This window comes from Streptomyces sp. NPDC016459 (genome assembly GCF_040632845.1).
GTDB lineage: Bacteria > Actinomycetota > Actinomycetes > Streptomycetales > Streptomycetaceae > Streptomyces.
Window position 1 is genome coordinate 47,332 of sequence record NZ_JBEYCR010000009.1, and the last position, 16,952, is coordinate 64,283.

The window sequence follows — 16,952 nt, forward strand, 5'->3', positions numbered from 1 at the left end:
CCAAGTAATGGTCTTCCGCAATACCTTATGACTTCCGGCAGGCCGAAGGAGGAGCATTCCCGTGGCAGACCGCACACCCCCGCTCACCGTCGAGGAGCTCCGTACCCTCGTCGCGAGCGGCGAGATCGACACCGTGGTCCTGGCCTTCCCCGACATGCAGGGGCGGCTCCAGGGCAAGCGGTTCGCCGCCCCGTTCTTCCTGGAGGAGGTACTCGGCCACGGCACCGAGGGCTGCAACTATCTTCTGGCCGTCGACCCCGAGATGAACACCGTCGAGGGCTACGAGATGTCCTCCTGGGAGCGCGGCTACGGCGACTTCGCCATGCACCCCGACCTCGCCACCCTGCGCCGGCTCCCCTGGAACGAGGCCACCGCCGCGGTGACGGCGGACCTCGCCTGGGGCGACGGAACCCCGGTCGTCGCGGCACCCCGCCAGATCCTCCGCCGCCAGCTGGAGCGCCTCGCCGAGCACGGCCTCACGGCCCACGTCGGCACCGAACTCGAGTTCATCGTCTTCAAGGACAGCTACGAGCAGGCCTGGGACGCGAACTACCGCGGGCTCACCCCCGTCAACCAGTACAACATCGACTACTCCGTCCTCGGTACCGGCCGCGTCGAACCGCTCCTGCGCCGCATCCGCAACGAGATGACCGGCGCCGGGCTCACCGTCGAGTCCGCCAAGGGCGAGTGCAACCCCGGCCAGCACGAGATCGTCTTCAGGTACGACGAGGCCCTCGTCACCTGCGACCAGCACGCCGTCTACAAGACGGGCGCCAAGGAGATCGCCGCGCAGGAGGGCTACTCGCTCACCTTCATGGCGAAGTACAACGAACGCGAGGGCAACTCCTGCCACATCCACCTCTCCCTCCAGGACGGAGAGGGGACGAACGTGATGGCCGGGGACGACGAGCACGGGATGTCCGCGACCATGCGGCACTTCCTCGCCGGGCAGTTGTCCGCCCTGCGTGACTTCTCCCTCCTCTACGCCCCCAACATCAACTCCTACAAGCGGTTCCAGCCCGGTTCCTTCGCGCCCACCGCCGTCGCCTGGGGACACGACAACCGCACCTGCTCGCTCCGGGTCGTCGGCCACGGCCGCTCCACCCGCTTCGAGAACCGCCTCCCCGGCGGAGACGTCAACCCCTACCTCGCCGTCGCCGCCATGGTCGCGGCCGGACTGCACGGCGTCGAGCAGCAGCTCGAACTGCCCCCGCCCTGCGCCGGAAACGCCTACACCGCCGAGTACGCGCACGTGCCCACCACCCTGCGCGAGGCCGCCGAACTCTGGGAGACCAGCGAGATCGCCAAGACCGCCTTCGGCACCGAGGTCGTCGCCCACTACCGCAACATGGCCCGCGTCGAGCAAGAGGCCTTCGACGCCGCGGTGACCGACTGGGAACTGCGCCGCTCCTTCGAACGCCTGTAACGAAAGCGCCTGTCACAGAAGAGAGAAGAGAGTTGCTCCAGGTACTGAACCCGGCGACCGAGGAGCTCGTCGCCACCGTCCCCGCCGCCACCCCCGCCGACATCGACGCCGCCGTCGCACGGGCCGCCGCCGCCCAGCGCGGCTGGGCCGCCGCCGCGCCCGCCGACCGGGCCCGGCTGCTCCGCCGCTTCGCCGCCGTCGTTGACGAGCACATCGAGGAACTCGCCCGCCTGGAGGTCACCGAGGCCGGCCACACCCTCGGCAACGCCCGCTGGGAGGCCGGCAACGTCCGCGACCTCCTCGACTTCGCCGCCGGGGGAGTGGAGCGCCTCAACGGACGCCAGATCCCGGTCGCCGGCGGCCTGGACATCACGATCCTCGAACCGCTCGGGGTCGTCGGCGTCATCGCCCCCTGGAACTTCCCCATGCCGATCGCCGCCTGGGCCACCGCACCCGCCCTCGCCGCAGGCAACGCCGTGATCCTCAAGCCCGCCGAGACCACCCCGCTCACCGCGCTCCGCCTCGCCGAACTGGCCCTGGAGGCCGGCCTGCCCGAACACCTCTTCCAGGTCCTGCCAGGCACCGGCCCGGTCGCCGGGAACGCCCTCGTCGAACACCCCGGCGTCGCCAAGATCGTGTTCACCGGCTCCACCCGGGTCGGAAAGTCGATCATGGCCAGGTGCGCCGGCCAGGTGAAGCGGGTCACCCTCGAACTCGGCGGCAAGAGCCCCAACATCGTCTTCGCCGACGCGGACCTGGAGGCCGCGGCGGCGGCCACGCCGATGTCCTTCCTCGACAACAGCGGCCAGGACTGCTGCGCCCGCACCCGCATCCTCGTCGAGCGGAGCGCGTACGACCGCTTCCTGGAGCTCCTCACCCCCGCGATCGAGGAGATCGTCGTCGGCGACCCCCTCGACGAGCGCACCCAGATGGGCCCGCTCATCTCCCGCGCCCAGCTCGACCGCGTCCGCTCCTACGTCACCGACGGACTCGACGGCATCCGGGGCAAGGCACCCGAGGGCCCCGGCTTCTGGTTCCCGCCGACCGTTCTCACCGGCGTCCCCGAGGACGCTCCCTGCGCCGTCGAGGAGATCTTCGGCCCTGTCGCCGTCGTCCTCCCCTTCGACGACGAGGCCGACGCGATCCGCCTCGCCAACGCCACCGAGTACGGCCTGTCCGGTTCCATCTGGACCCGGGACGTCGGCCGCGCCCTGCGCACCTCCCGCGCCGTCCGGGCCGGCAACCTCTCCGTCAACTCCCACTCCAGCGTCCGCTACTGGACCCCGTTCGGCGGCTACCGGCAGTCCGGCCTCGGCCGCGAACTGGGCCCCGACGCCCTGACCGCCTTCACCGAAACCAAGAACGTCTTCATCAGCACGGAGGGCCCCGCACTGTGAGCACCGAGTTCATCTGCCGCCGCCTGGTCGGCCGCACCGCCGTCATCACCGGAGCCGGCAGCGGCATCGGCCTCGCCACCGCCCGCCGCCTCGCGTCCGAAGGCGCGAACGTCGTCTGCGGCGACATCGACGAGAAGGCCGGCAAGGCCGCCGCACAGGAGGTCGGCGGCACCTTCGTGAAGGTCGACGTCACCGACCCGGAGGAGGTCGAGGCGCTGTTCAGGACCGCCTTCGAGACCTACGGCTCCGTCGACATCGCCTTCAACAACGCCGGCATCTCCCCGCCCGACGACGACTCCATCCTGGAGACCGGCCTGGAGGCCTGGAAGCGCGTCCAGGACGTCAACCTCACGTCCGTCTACCTCTGCTGCAAGGCCGCGCTGCCCTACATGCGCCGCCAGGGCAAGGGCTCCATCATCAACACCGCGTCCTTCGTCGCCATCATGGGCGCGGCCACCAGCCAGATCTCCTACACCGCCTCCAAGGGCGGCGTCCTCGCCATGTCCCGCGAACTGGGCGTCCAGTTCGCCCGCGAGGGCATCCGCGTCAACGCCCTCTGCCCCGGGCCCGTCAACACCCCGCTCCTCCAGGAGCTGTTCGCCAAGGACCCCGAGCGGGCCGCCCGCCGGCTCGTCCACATCCCGGTCGGCCGCTTCGCCGAGGCCGACGAGATCGCCGCCGCCGTCGCCTTCCTCGCGAGCGACGACTCCTCCTTCGTCAACGCCAGCGACTTCCTGGTCGACGGAGGCATCGCGGGCGCGTACGTGACACCGGTCTGACCCCGCGTGCCACTCCCGCACCGCAGGACGGCCGGCGTCGCGAGACACCCGGCCGTCCCGCGCAGGCGATCCTCCGCCTGAGGCCCGTCAGAGGAAGGTCCGGCCCTCGCCCCGGTACGTCGGCACCGTCGCCGTGATCCGGTCGCCCTCGATCAACCGCAGGCTGTCGAACCGTTCGCACAGCTCGCCGGCCTTCGCGTGCCGGAACCACACCTTGTCGCCTATCCGCAGATCGTCGGCCGGCGACCCGAGCAGCGGGGTCTGCACCTCACCGGGGCCCTCCCGCGGGTCGTACCGCAGCCCCTCCGGCAGATACGGCACCGGCAGCCGGTCCCGGCCCGCCGCCCCGGACGCCGGATAGCCGCCTCCGAGCACGGTCACCACCCCCACGCCCGGACGGCGGACGACGGGTTGCGCGAAGAGCGCGGCCGGCCGCCCGCTGAACGAGGTGTAGTTGTCGAAGAGACGCGGCACGAACAACCCCGAACCCGCGGCGATCTCCGTCACCGCGTCCTCGACGGCCGTGTGCTGCACGCTCCCGGTCCCGCCGCCGTTCACGAACTCCAGATCCGGCGCCACCGCCCGGACCGCCCGCACCACGGCCGCCCTGCGCTCCGCCAGCTCCCTGCGGGCCGCCGCCTGCATCAGCCGGATCGCCCGCGAGCGCAGCGGCCGGCCCGCGACCGCGTCCCCGACACCCGCGACATGCCCCTCGTACGCCATGATCCCGACCAGCCGGAACCCGGGTCGCCGCGCCACCGACCGGGCCAGCTCCGCCAGCTGGGCGGGCTCCCGCAGCGGAGAGCGCCACGCACCGACCCGTATCCGCCCACCGAGCAGCTGCAGCGCCGTGTCCAGCTCCAGGCAGACCCGCACCTCCTCCGTCCCGCCCGCCCGCGCGGCGTCGATGAGCTCCAGCTGCGCCACGTCGTCGACCATCACGGTCACGGCGGCGGCCAGCTTCGGATCCCGCGCCAGCTCACCGAACCCGGACCGGTCCGCCGACGGATACGCGAGCAGGACGTCCTCGAAGCCTGCGCGCGCCAGCCACAACGACTCGTCGAGCGTGTAGGACATGATCCCCGCGAAGCCCTCCCGCGCCAGCACCCGCTCCAGGAGCGCCCGGCACCGCACGGACTTGCTCGCCACCCGCACGGGCTTGCCTCCGGCCCGGCGCACGAGGTCCGCCGCGTTGGCGTCGAAGGCCTCCAGATCGACGACCGCCACGGGCGCGTCGAGATGTGCGGTGGCCCGGTCGTAACGGGCCCGGTCGGCGGCACGGGGAGTCATGGCCCGAGCTTGCCAGACGGGTTTACGGGTGGGTAGCCCCTGGGTTCCCGCGCCGGGGGGAACAGCCCGTAGAGTGACGGGCATTGTCGACACGAGCGGGGGAACGGGGATGACCGGCGAGCAGCGCCCCCGTACGCCCTCGCGCATCACGGACGCCCTCCTCCCGACGGAGACCACCACCCGTCTCCGAGCGATCCGCCCGGACGAACCGCGTACGGAGCCCGCACAGCCGAAGACCGCCCCGGAGGTCGAACGCGCGGACGCCGCGCACACGGGGGCGCGGGCGGGCACGGAGGCGTCGGTGCGCCGAGCGAACGGGACCGAGACGCCGACGCGCCCGGCACACGCGGCCGCACGTCGGACGACCACGGGCGAGCCCCCGATACAGACAGCGCCCGCCGCCGGGCCTGCGGGCTCAGCCGGCCAGGGGACGACCCCCGGAACTCCCGCGCCCTCGGGGCCGCCACGCCCCGCGTCGAGGCCGGGGACTTCGGCCGCCGCGGCGCCGCCACGCCCCGCGTGGAGCCCCGTCATCCCGTCCCCGTCCTCGCCGGCAGCCGCCTCCGCCCGGTACGCCCCCGCCCCGCCTCCGCACCCCGCGCCGTCCCTCAGCCCGTACCGCCGCACCACCCCGTACGGCCACACCACCCCGTACGGACACACCTACGGTTCCCACGTTCCGTCCCCCCAGGCTCCCGGCGAGACCACCACCCGGCTCCGGCCCGTACGGGAGCGGCGTACCGGGCGGCGGATCCTCGTCGCGGTCTGTGCCGTGCTCGGGGCCGGGCTCATCGGCGGCTCCCTCGTCGGCGTGTGGCTGGCCGCCGCCGAGCCGGGGAAGCCCGCCGAACCCGCCGGGTACACCGAGGCCATGGACCTCTGGCACAACGCCCCGGTCGACACCCTCTTCCCCCGCACCCTCGCCGGACCCGGCGCCGGACCCGGCGCCGCCGCGCGCACCTGGACCCGGATCGTCGTCGCCCCGGACGCCGCCTGCTCGCCCGCCGTCCTCGCCAAGGGCCTGCTCACCGCCCTCCGCCCCCTCGGCTGCGAGCGCGTCCTGCGCGCCACGTACACCGACGCCACCGAGAGCAGCGTCATCACCGTCGGCCTCGTCTTCACCCGAGCCGACGCGCACGCGCAGCGCACCCTCGCCGGGGGCGGCGGCCTCACCCCCCGCCTCGGGGCGGACATCCCGCCGGCGCTCTCCGGCCACGGCACCGTCGCCGCCCGCTTCGGCGCCGCCCAGCGCGCCAGCTGGTGGCTGAACGCCCCCGCCGACCTGCCCGTCGTCGTCACCGCCGTCTCCGGCTTCGCCGACGGCCGGGCCGTCGACGGCCCGCAGCCCGCCGACCGGGCCATGGCCGCCGGCCGTACCGACGCCACGGCACAGTCCGGCCTCGGCCACGAGGCCAAGGGCATCACGGCGCGCTTCGTACGGCTGCTGCGCACGACGGTCGCCACGGCCGCGAAGGAGAAGAACGCCCGGTGACGCGTCCCACCCGCCCCAACCGCACCACCGTGGCCGTCCTGCTCGCCGCCGCCTTCGCCGTCCTGCCCGCCACCACCACGCCCGCGTACGCCGACACCATCCGGGCCCGCCAGTGGGGTCTCGAAGCGCTCCACACCACGGAGGCCTGGCGCACCACCGAGGGCGAGGGCGTCACGGTGGCCGTCCTCGACACCGGCGTCGACGCCGAACACCCGGACCTGGAGGGTTCCGTACTCCCGGGACGCGACCTCATCGGCTTCGGCGCGTCCAGGGGCGACCGCGCCTGGGCCCGGCACGGCACCGCCATGGCCGGGATCATCGCCGGACACGGCCACGGACACGACGGCGGGGACGGCGTCCTCGGCATCGCACCCGACGCCAAGATCCTCCCCGTGCGGGTCATCCTCGAAGGCACCGACAAGGCCCGCGACAAGGCCCGCAAGACCCGGGGCACCGCCCTCGCGGAAGGCATCCGATGGGCCGCCGACCACGGCGCCGACGTCATCAACCTCTCCCTAGGCGACGACTCCAAGTCCGCCCACCCCGACGCGGGCGAGGACGCCGCCGTCCAGTACGCGCTCGCGAAGGGCGTCTCCGTCGTCGCTTCCGCGGGCAACGGCGGCGAGAAGGGCGACCACATCTCGTACCCCGCCGCGTACCCCGGGGTCATCGCGGTCACCGCCGTCGACCGCTACGGAACCCACGCCTCCTTCTCCACCCGCCGCTGGTACGCCACCGTCAGCGCCCCCGGCGTCGACATCGCCATCGCCGACCCCGACCGCCGCTACTACGAGGGGTGGGGCACCAGCGCCGCCGCCGCGTTCGCCTCCGGAGCCGTCGCCCTCGTCCGCGCCGCCCACCCCGGCCTCACCCCGGCCCAGGTCAAACGGCTGCTCATCGACACCGCCCGCAACCGGCCCAAGGGCGGCCGCAGCGACGCCAGGGGATACGGAACGGTCGACCCGGCCGCCGCGATCGAGGCCGGCGCCCGGATCGCGGGCGGCGACCCCAAGGACACCACCAGCGGCTACCGGGGCCGGTACTTCGGCCCCGGCCCCCTCCCCCCGGCCGAGGAGAGCCGCCCCATCGGCCTGCTCGCCCCCCTGACGGGCGGCCTCGGTGTCCTGCTGCTCCTGGCCGCCGTCGTCCTCCACCGCGCCCACCGGACCCCCTAGGGGTCGGAAGTCCCCCTGGGCTCGGGGCAGACGGCGCCGCCCTCCGGACAGGCCCCAGGGGGTGTCCGGCCTGCCGGGCGCGACGGTTAGGCTCGGTGCGTGGCGCTCAAGAACATCCCGGACCCCGGTTTCTCCGACGACGACGGCACCGCCGACCCGCGACTCGCCGCGGCCCTCGCGGCCTGGGCGGAGGACAGAACCGCCCACGGCCCGGTCCTCGACGCGCTGCGGACCGCCCGGCTGCTCGTCCCCGTCGTCGCCGTCCTCGGCGAGGTCGAGACCGACGAGAACGGCCTGCGCCGCGAGAAGACCAGCGACATGGCGGTCCCCACCCTCACGGCCGGGGACCGGCGGGCCCTGCCCGCCTTCACCTCGATCGCCTCCCTCGCCCTGTGGGACCCGGAGGCCCGGCCCGTGGCCGTCCCGCTCCACCAGGCGCTCCAGGCCGCCGCGCACGAGAAGGCGGACACGGTCGTCCTGGACCTCGCCGGTCCGGTGCCGTACCAGCTGACCGGTCCCGCCCTGCTCGCCCTCGCCGAGGGCCGCACCAGCGCGGACCCGCTCGACGACCCCGCCGTGCGGGACGCGGTACGGGCCGCCGTCGCCGCCGAGCCCGCGGTGCTCCGCGCCCACCTGGGGCCCGGCGCCGCCGACGGCACCCTCGCCCTGGTCCTGGCGGCGGACACCCCTCCGGCGGAGGCCGCGCAGCGCGTGGCCCGGGCTCTCGCCGCCGACGAAACACTGAGGGCCCGCCTCGTGCGGGGCCTCGACCTGGCACTCCTGCCGGCCTCGGCCACGCCTCCGGGCGAGCCCTTCTACGTCAAGCGGTGAAGCGGTAGAGCGGTGAGGAGATACGGGGCGGACGAGGCCCGCCGCTCCAGCCGGCTCCAGCCGTACCGGCCGTCCTAGCCGTACACCGGCCCCGTGTACTTCTCGCCCGGCCCCTGGCCCGGCTCGTCGGGGACGAGGGAGGCCTCGCGGAAGGCGAGCTGGAGGGACTTCAGGCCGTCCCGCAGCGGAGCCGCGTGGAAGGACGAGACCTCCGTCGCGCCGGCGTCGAGCAGTCCCGCCAGCGCGTGCACCAGCTTGCGGGCCTCGTCGAGGTCCTTGTACTTGTCGCCCTCCTCGGTCAGCCCGAGCTTCACCGCGGCGGCGCTCATCAGGTTGACGGCGACGGTCACGATCACCTCGACCGCGGGGACCTCCGCGATGTCGCGGGTCATGGCGTCGAAGTCGGGGGCGTCGGGGGAGTCCACGGACTCGTTCTGGGGCGTCTCGCTCATGCCTCATACGATATGCCGCTCCTTGGTTCGCGGAGACCGCCGGGTCCTGCTAACCTTGTGTAACGACCGGCCGGACACCTGTGTGCCCGGCCCACAAGTGGAGGCTCCGATCTCCCACCTGACCACCCTCGCGGGTGGCGGGTCACCGGTCAGGTGGCGCCCATCGTTCCGTACGGACGATGGAGCCGCCCGATGTGCGCCCCGCGGTTGACCGCGGCGGTGCTCCGGTATTTCCCATGGAGCCCCGCCTGTGTCCCGTCCGGGGCGTTTTTCATGCGCCGGTTCGGTTGGTCTCAAACAGACGTTGCGCGTCCGTCCGCCAGGCGGTCGTGTAGTGCTACCTAGGAGGATCCATCAGCGCCGAGCCCCGCATCAACGACAGGATTCGCGTTCCCGAGGTGCGACTTGTCGGACCCAGCGGCGAGCAGGTCGGGATTGTTCCGCTTGCCAAGGCCCTGGAGCTCGCACAGGAGTACGACCTCGACCTGGTCGAGGTCGCGGCGACCGCCCGTCCGCCCGTGTGCAAGCTCATGGACTACGGGAAGTTCAAGTACGAGTCGGCCATGAAGGCCCGTGAGGCGCGCAAGAACCAGGCGCACACGGTCATCAAGGAGATGAAGCTCCGGCCGAAGATCGACCCGCACGACTACGACACCAAAAAGGGTCACGTCGTCCGGTTCCTCAAGCAGGGCGACAAGGTCAAGATCACGATTATGTTCCGTGGTCGTGAGCAGTCCCGTCCCGAGCTGGGATTCCGGCTGCTGCAGCGGCTGGCGTCGGACGTCGAGGAGCTTGGCTTCATCGAGTCCAACCCGAAGCAGGACGGCCGGAACATGATCATGGTTCTGGGCCCGCACAAGAAGAAGACCGAGGCCATGGCCGAGGCGCGTGAGGCCCAGGCCGCACGCAAGGCCGAGCGCCAGGGCGTCACCGCCGAGGAGACGTCCGAGGATTCGGCCCCCGAGGCCGAGACCGAGGCTCCGGTCGCCGAGGCTCCGGCCGACGCTCCGGCCGAGACCCCCGAGGCGTGACCTAGGGGCTGCCACCCAGGCAGCCCCGGGCCCCGCCCGGACCCACCAGACGAAGACTGACGCTCCCGGATGTCCGGTGCCCGCACCGGGGGGAGCGCCACTGACGAGGAGATACGGCGCGATGCCGAAGAACAAGACGCACTCCGGTGCCAAGAAGCGCTTCAAGGTCACCGGCACCGGCAAGATCCTGCGCGAGCGCGCCGGCAAGCGCCACCTGCTCGAGCACAAGTCGTCCAAGCTGACGCGTCGCCTCACCGGCAACGCCGAGATGGCCCCGGGCGACGCGGCCAAGATCAAGAAGATGCTGGGCATCTGATCTGATCACCCGCCCCCGGCGACGGGGGCTACCGGCCAGGTCCGGGACCCATTCGTTTTTCGGGTCGTGTGAGTTCCCACCACGACCCCGCTACAAGGAGTTAACAAGTGGCACGCGTCAAGCGGGCAGTCAACGCCCACAAGAAGCGCCGGGCGATCCTCGAGGCGGCCTCCGGCTACCGCGGTCAGCGCTCGCGCCTGTACCGCAAGGCCAAGGAGCAGGTCACCCACTCGCTGGTCTACAACTACAACGACCGCAAGAAGCGCAAGGGCGACTTCCGCCGTCTGTGGATCCAGCGCATCAACGCCGCTGCCCGCCAGAACGGCATGACGTACAACCGCCTCATCCAGGGTCTGAACGCCGCCAACATCGAGGTGGACCGCAAGATCCTCGCCGAGCTGGCCGTCAACGACGCCAACGCGTTCGCCGCGCTGGTCGAGGTCGCGCAGAAGGCTCTGCCGTCCGACGTCAACGCCCCGAAGGCCGCCGCCTGATCTTCCAGGCCGCAGTACCTCCGCCCGGACCCGCACGCGCCCTCGCGCCTGCGGGTCCGGGTGCGTCGGCCCCCGGAACACCGGACCGCGTCGCACCCCGATCCCGTAGTCCCCGGCATCGAAGAGAGAACCGCCGCACCTCATGGTCATCCCCGAGCTGATCTCCCCGCGTTCGCCGCGCGTCGTCGCCGCCCGGCGGCTCGCCAAGCGCAACTTCCGGGGCAAGGACCGCCTCTTCATCGCCGAGGGCCCGCAGGCAGTCCGCGAGGCCGTCGAGCACCGCGGCTCCACCGGGGAGCCGACGCTCGTCGAGCTCTTCACCACCGTCGAGGCCGCCGAGCGGTACGCACCCATCATCGAGGCCGCCGTCGCCGCCGGTGCCCGCGTCCACCACGCCTCCGACGCCGTGCTCGCCGAGGTCTCCCAGACCGTCACCCCGCAGGGGCTCGTCGGCGTCTGCCGGTTCCTCGACTCGCCGTTCGAGGACATCGTCGCCGCCCGGCCCAAACTGGTCGCCGTCCTCGCCCACGTACGCGACCCCGGGAACGCCGGCACCGTGTTGCGCTGCGCCGACGCGGCGGGCGCCGACGCCGTCGTCCTCACCGACGCCTCCGTCGACCTCTACAACCCCAAGTCCGTACGCGCCTCCGTCGGCTCCCTGTTCCACCTGCCGGTCGCCGTCGGCGTCCCCGTCGAGCAGGCGGTCGCAGGACTGAAGGGCGCGGGCGTACGGATCCTCGCCGCCGACGGGGCGGGCCAGGACGACCTGGACGCCGAACTGGACGCCGGCACCATGGGCGGGCCCACCGCCTGGATCTTCGGCAACGAGGCCTGGGGACTGCCCGAGGAGACCCGGGCCCTCGCCGACGCCGTCGTCCGCGTCCCCATCCACGGCAAGGCCGAGAGCCTCAACCTCGCCACGGCCGCCGCGGTCTGCCTGTACGCCTCCGCCCGCGCCCAGCGCCCCCGAACCTCCGCCTGAGGGGCCATTCCGCCCTCCCCGCCCAGTAGAGTGACGCACTCGGGGGCCCACTGCGCTACACGGAGGGGTGGGGAACGGGGATGACGGTCGGCACGGACAGTCCCGCAGAGGCACGGAGCACCCCACCGCACGCCCCGGGACCGCCGGACGCCACGGCGACCGCCGGTCCGCCGCGAGGCGCCACCGCGGACGGCGACGGATTCTCCGGGATCCACCCCGACGACCTGCCCGACGGCCTCGTCGTCGCCGACGAGACCGGCCGGGTCGTCTGCTTCAACGCCGCCGCCGGGCGTATCACCGCCGTCCCCGGCGACCGCGCCATCGGCCTGCCCCTCGACGAGGCGCTGCCCCTCGAAGACCTCAAGGGACGCCGCTGGTGGACCCTGACCGATCCGTACGGCGGACTCGCCATCCGCCGCGGCCAGCCCGAGCGCAACCTGCTGCTGCCCGGCGGCCGCGAGGTCCTCGTCTCCGCCTGGTACGTCCGCGAGTACCCCACGGGGCCGGTCCGCCGGGTCGTGGTGTCCCTGCGCGGCACCGAGGCACGCCGTCGCACCGAGCGCAGCCACGCCGAGCTGATCGCCACCGTCGCCCACGAACTGCGTTCCCCGCTCACCTCCGTCAAGGGCTTCACCGCGACCCTCCTCGCCAAGTGGGAGCGGTTCAACGACGAGCAGAAGCGGCTGATGCTGGAGACCGTCGACGCCGACGCCGGCCGGATCAAGCGGCTCATCGCCGAACTCCTCGACATCTCCCGGATCGACTCGGGACGGCTCGAAGTGCGCCGCCAGCCCGTCGACATCGCCGCCGCCGTCGGCCGCCACATCCAGGTCCACACCACCGCCGGACAGTCCCCGGACCGCTTCTTCGTACGGATCAGGCCGGGGCTGCCCGCACTCTGGGCGGACCCCGACAAGATCGACCAGATCCTCGGGAACCTCCTCGAAAATGCGGTGCGCCACGGGGACGGAACCGTCACCATCGAGGTGGCACCCGCCAGGACCGGCGACGACGGAGAAGAGGGGACGGAGGTCACCGTGAGCGACGAGGGCCCCGGTATCCCCGAGGAGTCGATGAGCCGCGTCTTCACCCGCTTCTGGCGGGGCAGCAAACGCGGCGGCACCGGACTCGGCCTCTACATCGTCAAGGGCGTCGTCGAGGCCCACGGCGGCACCATCACCGTCGGAAGGGGCCCCCGAGGCGGGGCCGAGTTCCGATTTATCCTGCCCGTCGGCACCCCGGCCCATCTCATCTGACGAGACCAGACGAGATCAGGAGCCGCCCGGCCTGCCCACGGGCTCATTCGCGTCCCCCCACCCCGTTAGACTCGTCCTTTGGCACGTTTGCGCCCTTGACGTCGAGCGGGGCCGCCCAGCCAGCCAACGGAAGCACGGGAAGAGATGTCCGCACCCAATAAGTCGTACGACCCGGTTGAGGTCGAGGCACTGAAACCGGAAGAGATCGAGCGCATGCGGGACGAGGCGCTCGCCGCCTTCGCCGCCGCGGGCGACCTCGACGCGCTCGCACAGGCGAAGACCGCGCACACCGGTGGCACCTCGCCGCTGGCGCTCGCCAACCGGGAGATCGGCGCCCTGCCCCCGCAGGCCAAGGCCGCCGCCGGAAAGCTCGTGGGCCAGGCCCGCGGCGTCGTCTCCAAGGCGCTCGCCGTCCGCCAGACCGAGCTCGAGGCCGACCGTGACGCCCGCGTCCTCGTCGAGGAGGCCGTCGACGTCACCCTGCCGTACGACCGTGTCCCGGCCGGCGCCCGTCACCCGCTGACCACGCTCATGGAGCGCGTCTCCGACGTCTTCGTCTCCATGGGGTACGAGGTCGCCGAAGGCCCCGAGGTCGAGGCGGAGTGGTTCAACTTCGACGCCCTCAACTTCGTCCCGGACCACCCGGCGCGCCAGATGCAGGACACCTTCTTCGTCCAGGGGACCACCGCCGAGGGAACGGTCACCACGGGCGACGAGTCCGGTGTCGTGCTCCGTACGCACACCTCGCCGGTCCAGGCCCGCACCCTCATCGACCGGGAGCCCCCGGTCTACGTGGTGTGCCCCGGCCGCGTCTACCGCACCGACGAGCTCGACGCCACGCACACCCCGGTCTTCCACCAGATCGAGCTGCTCGCGGTCGACGAGGGCCTGACCATGGCCGACCTCAAGGGCACCCTCGACCACATGGTCCAGGCGCTCTTCGGCCCGGACATGAAGACCCGGCTCCGCCCGAACTTCTTCCCCTTCACCGAGCCGTCCGCCGAGATGGACATGCTCTGCTACGTCTGCCGCGGCGAGTCCGTCGGCAACCCGGACCGCCCCTGCCGCACCTGCGGCAGCGAGGGCTGGATCGAGCTGGGCGGCTGCGGCATGGTCAACCCGAAGGTGCTCGTCGCCTGCGGTGTGGACCCCGAGAAGTACAGCGGATTCGCCTTCGGGTTCGGCATCGAGCGGATGCTGATGTTCCGCCACAACGTCGACGACATGCGAGACATGGTCGAGGGTGACGTCCGGTTCACCCGGCCGTTCGGGATGGAGATCTGATGCGGGTCCCGCTTTCTTGGCTGCGGGAGTACGTCGACCTGCCGGCGACGGAGACCGGCCGAGACGTCCAGGCCAAGCTCGTCGCGGCAGGCCTCGAGGTCGAGACCGTCGAGCAGCTCGGCGCCGGCCTGACCGGCCCGCTGGTGGTCGGCAAGGTCCTCACCATCGAGGAGCTGACGGAGTTCAAGAAGCCCATCCGCTTCTGCACCGTCGACGTCGGCCGGGCCAACGGCACCGGCGAGCCCCAGGAGATCATCTGCGGCGCCCGGAACTTCGCCGCGGGTGACAAGGTCGTCGTGGCCCTGCCCGGCGCCGTGCTCCCCGGTGACTTCCGGATCGCCGAGCGCACGACGTACGGCCGGGTCTCCCGGGGCATGATCTGCTCCGGCGACGAGCTCGGCATGGGCGACGACGGTACGCACGGCATCATCGTGCTGCCGCCGGAGCACGAGGTCGGCACCGACGCCACGGTCCTCCTGGAGCTGTTCGACGAGGTCCTCGACATCGCCGTCACCCCGGACCGCGGCTACTGCCTCTCGATGCGCGGTGTCGCCCGCGAGGCGGCCACCGCCTACGGTCTGCCGCTGCGCGACCCGGCGCTGCTCGACGTGCCCGCGCCGAACTCGTACGGCTACCCGGTCCAGATCACCGACCCCATCGGCTGCGACCGCTTCACCGCGCGCACCGTCGTCGGCCTGGCCCCCGAGGCCCGCTCGCCGATCTGGCTCCAGCGGCGCCTGCAGAAGGCCGGCATGCGGCCCATCTCGCTGGCCGTCGACGTCACCAACTACGTGATGCTGGAGCTCGGCCAGCCGCTGCACGCCTACGACCGCACCCGGCTCGACGGCCCCATCGGGGTCCGCCGTGCCGACGCCGGGGAGAAGATCACCACCCTCGACGGCACCGTCCGCGTCCTGGACGCCGCGGACCTGGTCATCACCGACAGCCGCGGCCCGATCGGCATCGCGGGCGTCATGGGCGGGGCCGACACGGAGATCGCCGACCCGGTGACCGACCCGCAGTCCGGTCTCGTCACCGGCACCTCCGAGGTCGTCATCGAGGCCGCGCACTTCGACGCGATCTCGATCGCCCGCACGGCCCGCCGCCACAAGCTGTCCTCCGAGGCGTCCAAGCGCTTCGAGCGCGGCGTCGACCCGCAGGCCGCCGCCGCGGCGGCTCAGCGCACCGTCGACCTGCTCGTGCTGCTCGCGGGTGGCACGGCCGAGGCCGGCGTCACCGAGGTCAGTGCCCCGTCCGCGCCGCGCACGATCACCATGCCGGCGAACCACCCGGACAAGGTCGCGGGCGTCGACTACGGCCGTGAGACCGTCGTCCGCCGCCTCCAGGAGGTCGGCTGCGACGTCTACGGCCAGGACGACCTCGTCGTCACCGTTCCCTCGTGGCGCCCCGACCTCGCCGAGCCGAACGACCTCGCCGAAGAGGTCATCCGCCTGGAGGGCTACGAGAACCTGCCCTCCACGCTGCCGAAGCCCCCGGCCGGCCGCGGGCTCACCGAGCGTCAGCGCGTCCACCGCCGGGTGGGCCGCGCCCTGGCCGGTGCCGGCTACGTCGAGGCGCTGAGCTACCCGTTCATCGGCGAGCAGGCCCTCGACAACCTCGGTCTCGACGCGGACGACGCCCGTCGCCGCCTCGTGAAGCTGGTCAACCCGCTCTCGGACGAGGAGCCCGCGCTCCGTACGACGCTGCTCCCCGGCCTGCTGGGCGCGCTCCGTCGCAACGACAGCCGTGGCAGCCACGACCTGGCGCTCTTCGAGACCGGTCTGGTCTTCAGGCCCGAGGGACGACCCGGTGTCGCCGTCCGGCTGCCCGTCGACCGGCGTCCCACCGCCGAGGAGATCGCCGAGGTCAACGCCGCGCTGCCCGCGCAGCCGCGCCGCGCCGCCGTCGTCCTCGCCGGTGCGCGCGAGCAGGCCGGCTGGTGGGGCAGGGGCCGCCCGTCCGACTGGGCGGACGCGGTCGAGGCCGGCCGGACCGTGGCCGCGGAGGCGGGGGTCGAGCTGATCGTCAGCGCCGACCAGCACGCCCCGTGGCACCCGGGCCGCTGCGCCGCGTTCCACGTCGAGGTGGACGGCGAGAAGGTCCTCGTCGGCCACGCGGGTGAACTCCACCCGCGCGTGGTGAAGGCGTTCGGTCTGCCGGCGCGCAGCTGCGCCATGGAGATCGACCTGGACCTCCTGGAGAAGGCGAACGAGGGCCCGCTCAGGGCCCCCCGGATCTCCTCCTTCCCGGTCGCCACCCAGGACGTCGCCCTGGTCGTCGCCCACGACGTCCCGGCCGCCGACGTGCAGGCCGCCCTCACCGAGGGCGCGGGTGAACTCCTGGAGTCCGTCCGGCTGTTCGACGTCTACACCGGCGACCAGCTCGACGAGGGGACCAAGTCCCTCGCGTACGCCCTGAGGTTCCGCGCCCCGGACCGCACCCTCACGGTCGACGAGGCCACCGCGGCCCGCGACGCGGCCGTGGCCCTCGCCTCCGAGCGCACGGGCGCCACCCTGCGCGGCGCCTGACACACGGGCACCACACCAGGAGGGCCGCCCCGGGGATTCCCCGGGGCGGCCCTCCGGCGTTCACGGCCCGTCGGGGCGTGCGGGAACCGACCACGCGTGCGCGTGGCGGAGTCCTGGCGAGGGGCGGCGCGTCGGGGGTGGTCACTCCTTCGGGTGAGATCGTCGGGGGGTGTTCCGCGGGGGGTGGCGCGGTCGGCAGAATCGACGCGGCCGCAGGGG

At 72.8% G+C, this 16,952-nt stretch carries 15 protein-coding genes; 13 read left to right on the forward strand and 2 right to left on the reverse strand.

All coding sequences use genetic code 11. The annotated features are described in order from the left end of the window. Positions 1-61 precede the first annotated feature (61 nt). The 3 genes from ABZ567_RS21870 to ABZ567_RS21880 are packed head-to-tail and all read left to right on the forward strand — an operon-like array spanning position 62 to position 3,602. Entirely contained in the window at positions 62-1,426 is a 1,365-nt protein-coding gene (locus ABZ567_RS21870) for a glutamine synthetase family protein (protein WP_360792432.1), read from the forward strand. 32 nt (positions 1,427-1,458) lie between these two features. After that, on the forward strand, positions 1,459-2,823 hold the full coding sequence (locus ABZ567_RS21875; protein WP_360792434.1) for an aldehyde dehydrogenase family protein: 1,365 nt from the start codon (positions 1,459-1,461) through the stop codon (positions 2,821-2,823). Further along, on the forward strand, positions 2,820-3,602 hold the full coding sequence (locus tag ABZ567_RS21880) for a 3-oxoacyl-ACP reductase (protein WP_360792436.1): 783 nt from the start codon (positions 2,820-2,822) through the stop codon (positions 3,600-3,602). The genes ABZ567_RS21875 and ABZ567_RS21880 overlap by 4 nt, the downstream gene beginning before the upstream one ends. 87 nt (positions 3,603-3,689) lie before the next feature. Here ABZ567_RS21880 and ABZ567_RS21885 read toward each other — a convergent pair whose 3' ends face one another. After that, on the reverse strand, positions 3,690-4,892 hold the full coding sequence (locus ABZ567_RS21885; protein WP_360792438.1) for an amino acid deaminase/aldolase: 1,203 nt from the start codon (positions 4,890-4,892) through the stop codon (positions 3,690-3,692). A gap of 109 nt (positions 4,893-5,001) precedes the next feature. Between ABZ567_RS21885 and ABZ567_RS21890 the strand changes: the two genes are divergently transcribed. From ABZ567_RS21890 to ABZ567_RS21900, 3 genes are all read left to right on the forward strand, one after another. Beyond that, positions 5,002-6,384 (forward strand): hypothetical protein, encoded by a 1,383-nt coding sequence (locus ABZ567_RS21890; protein WP_360792440.1) that lies wholly within the window; start codon positions 5,002-5,004, stop codon positions 6,382-6,384. Further along, entirely contained in the window at positions 6,381-7,559 is a 1,179-nt protein-coding gene (gene mycP, locus ABZ567_RS21895; RefSeq protein WP_360792442.1) for a type VII secretion-associated serine protease mycosin, read from the forward strand. Before ABZ567_RS21890 ends, mycP begins: the two co-directional genes overlap by 4 nt. Positions 7,560-7,658: 99 nt before the next feature. Beyond that, entirely contained in the window at positions 7,659-8,390 is a 732-nt protein-coding gene (locus ABZ567_RS21900; RefSeq protein ID WP_360792444.1) for an SseB family protein, read from the forward strand. Between the two features lie 74 nt (positions 8,391-8,464). Here the strand turns inward: ABZ567_RS21900 and ABZ567_RS21905 are convergent, their stop codons facing one another. Beyond that, positions 8,465-8,842: a DUF1844 domain-containing protein gene (locus ABZ567_RS21905; protein ID WP_360792446.1), complete on the reverse strand. Its 378-nt coding sequence runs from the start codon at positions 8,840-8,842 to the stop codon at positions 8,465-8,467. A gap of 353 nt (positions 8,843-9,195) precedes the next feature. Between ABZ567_RS21905 and infC the strand changes: the two genes are divergently transcribed. From infC to pheT, 7 genes are all read left to right on the forward strand, one after another. Further along, positions 9,196-9,873: a translation initiation factor IF-3 gene (infC, locus tag ABZ567_RS21910; RefSeq protein ID WP_360792801.1), complete on the forward strand. Its 678-nt coding sequence runs from the start codon at positions 9,196-9,198 to the stop codon at positions 9,871-9,873. A 121-nt stretch (positions 9,874-9,994) separates the two neighbouring features. Beyond that, positions 9,995-10,189, forward strand: coding sequence for a 50S ribosomal protein L35 (gene rpmI / locus ABZ567_RS21915; RefSeq protein WP_030316087.1), 195 nt, complete (start codon positions 9,995-9,997; stop codon positions 10,187-10,189). 107 nt (positions 10,190-10,296) lie between these two features. Beyond that, the gene (gene rplT, locus ABZ567_RS21920; RefSeq protein ID WP_351164937.1) at positions 10,297-10,683 is read left to right on the forward strand and encodes a 50S ribosomal protein L20; all 387 of its coding nucleotides are present in this window, start codon (positions 10,297-10,299) and stop codon (positions 10,681-10,683) included. A 142-nt stretch (positions 10,684-10,825) separates the two neighbouring features. Further along, positions 10,826-11,665, forward strand: coding sequence for an RNA methyltransferase (locus ABZ567_RS21925; protein WP_360792449.1), 840 nt, complete (start codon positions 10,826-10,828; stop codon positions 11,663-11,665). Positions 11,666-11,745: 80 nt separating this feature from the next. Then, a complete protein-coding gene (locus ABZ567_RS21930; RefSeq protein WP_360792451.1) occupies positions 11,746-12,921 on the forward strand; it encodes an ATP-binding protein in 1,176 nt (391 codons plus the stop codon). A 144-nt stretch (positions 12,922-13,065) separates the two neighbouring features. Further along, the gene (pheS, locus tag ABZ567_RS21935; RefSeq protein ID WP_360792453.1) at positions 13,066-14,205 is read left to right on the forward strand and encodes a phenylalanine--tRNA ligase subunit alpha; all 1,140 of its coding nucleotides are present in this window, start codon (positions 13,066-13,068) and stop codon (positions 14,203-14,205) included. Next, positions 14,205-16,733, forward strand: a complete 2,529-nt coding sequence (gene pheT, locus ABZ567_RS21940) for a phenylalanine--tRNA ligase subunit beta (protein WP_360792455.1) — start codon at positions 14,205-14,207, stop codon at positions 16,731-16,733. Before pheS ends, pheT begins: the two co-directional genes overlap by 1 nt. Positions 16,734-16,952 lie beyond the last annotated feature (219 nt).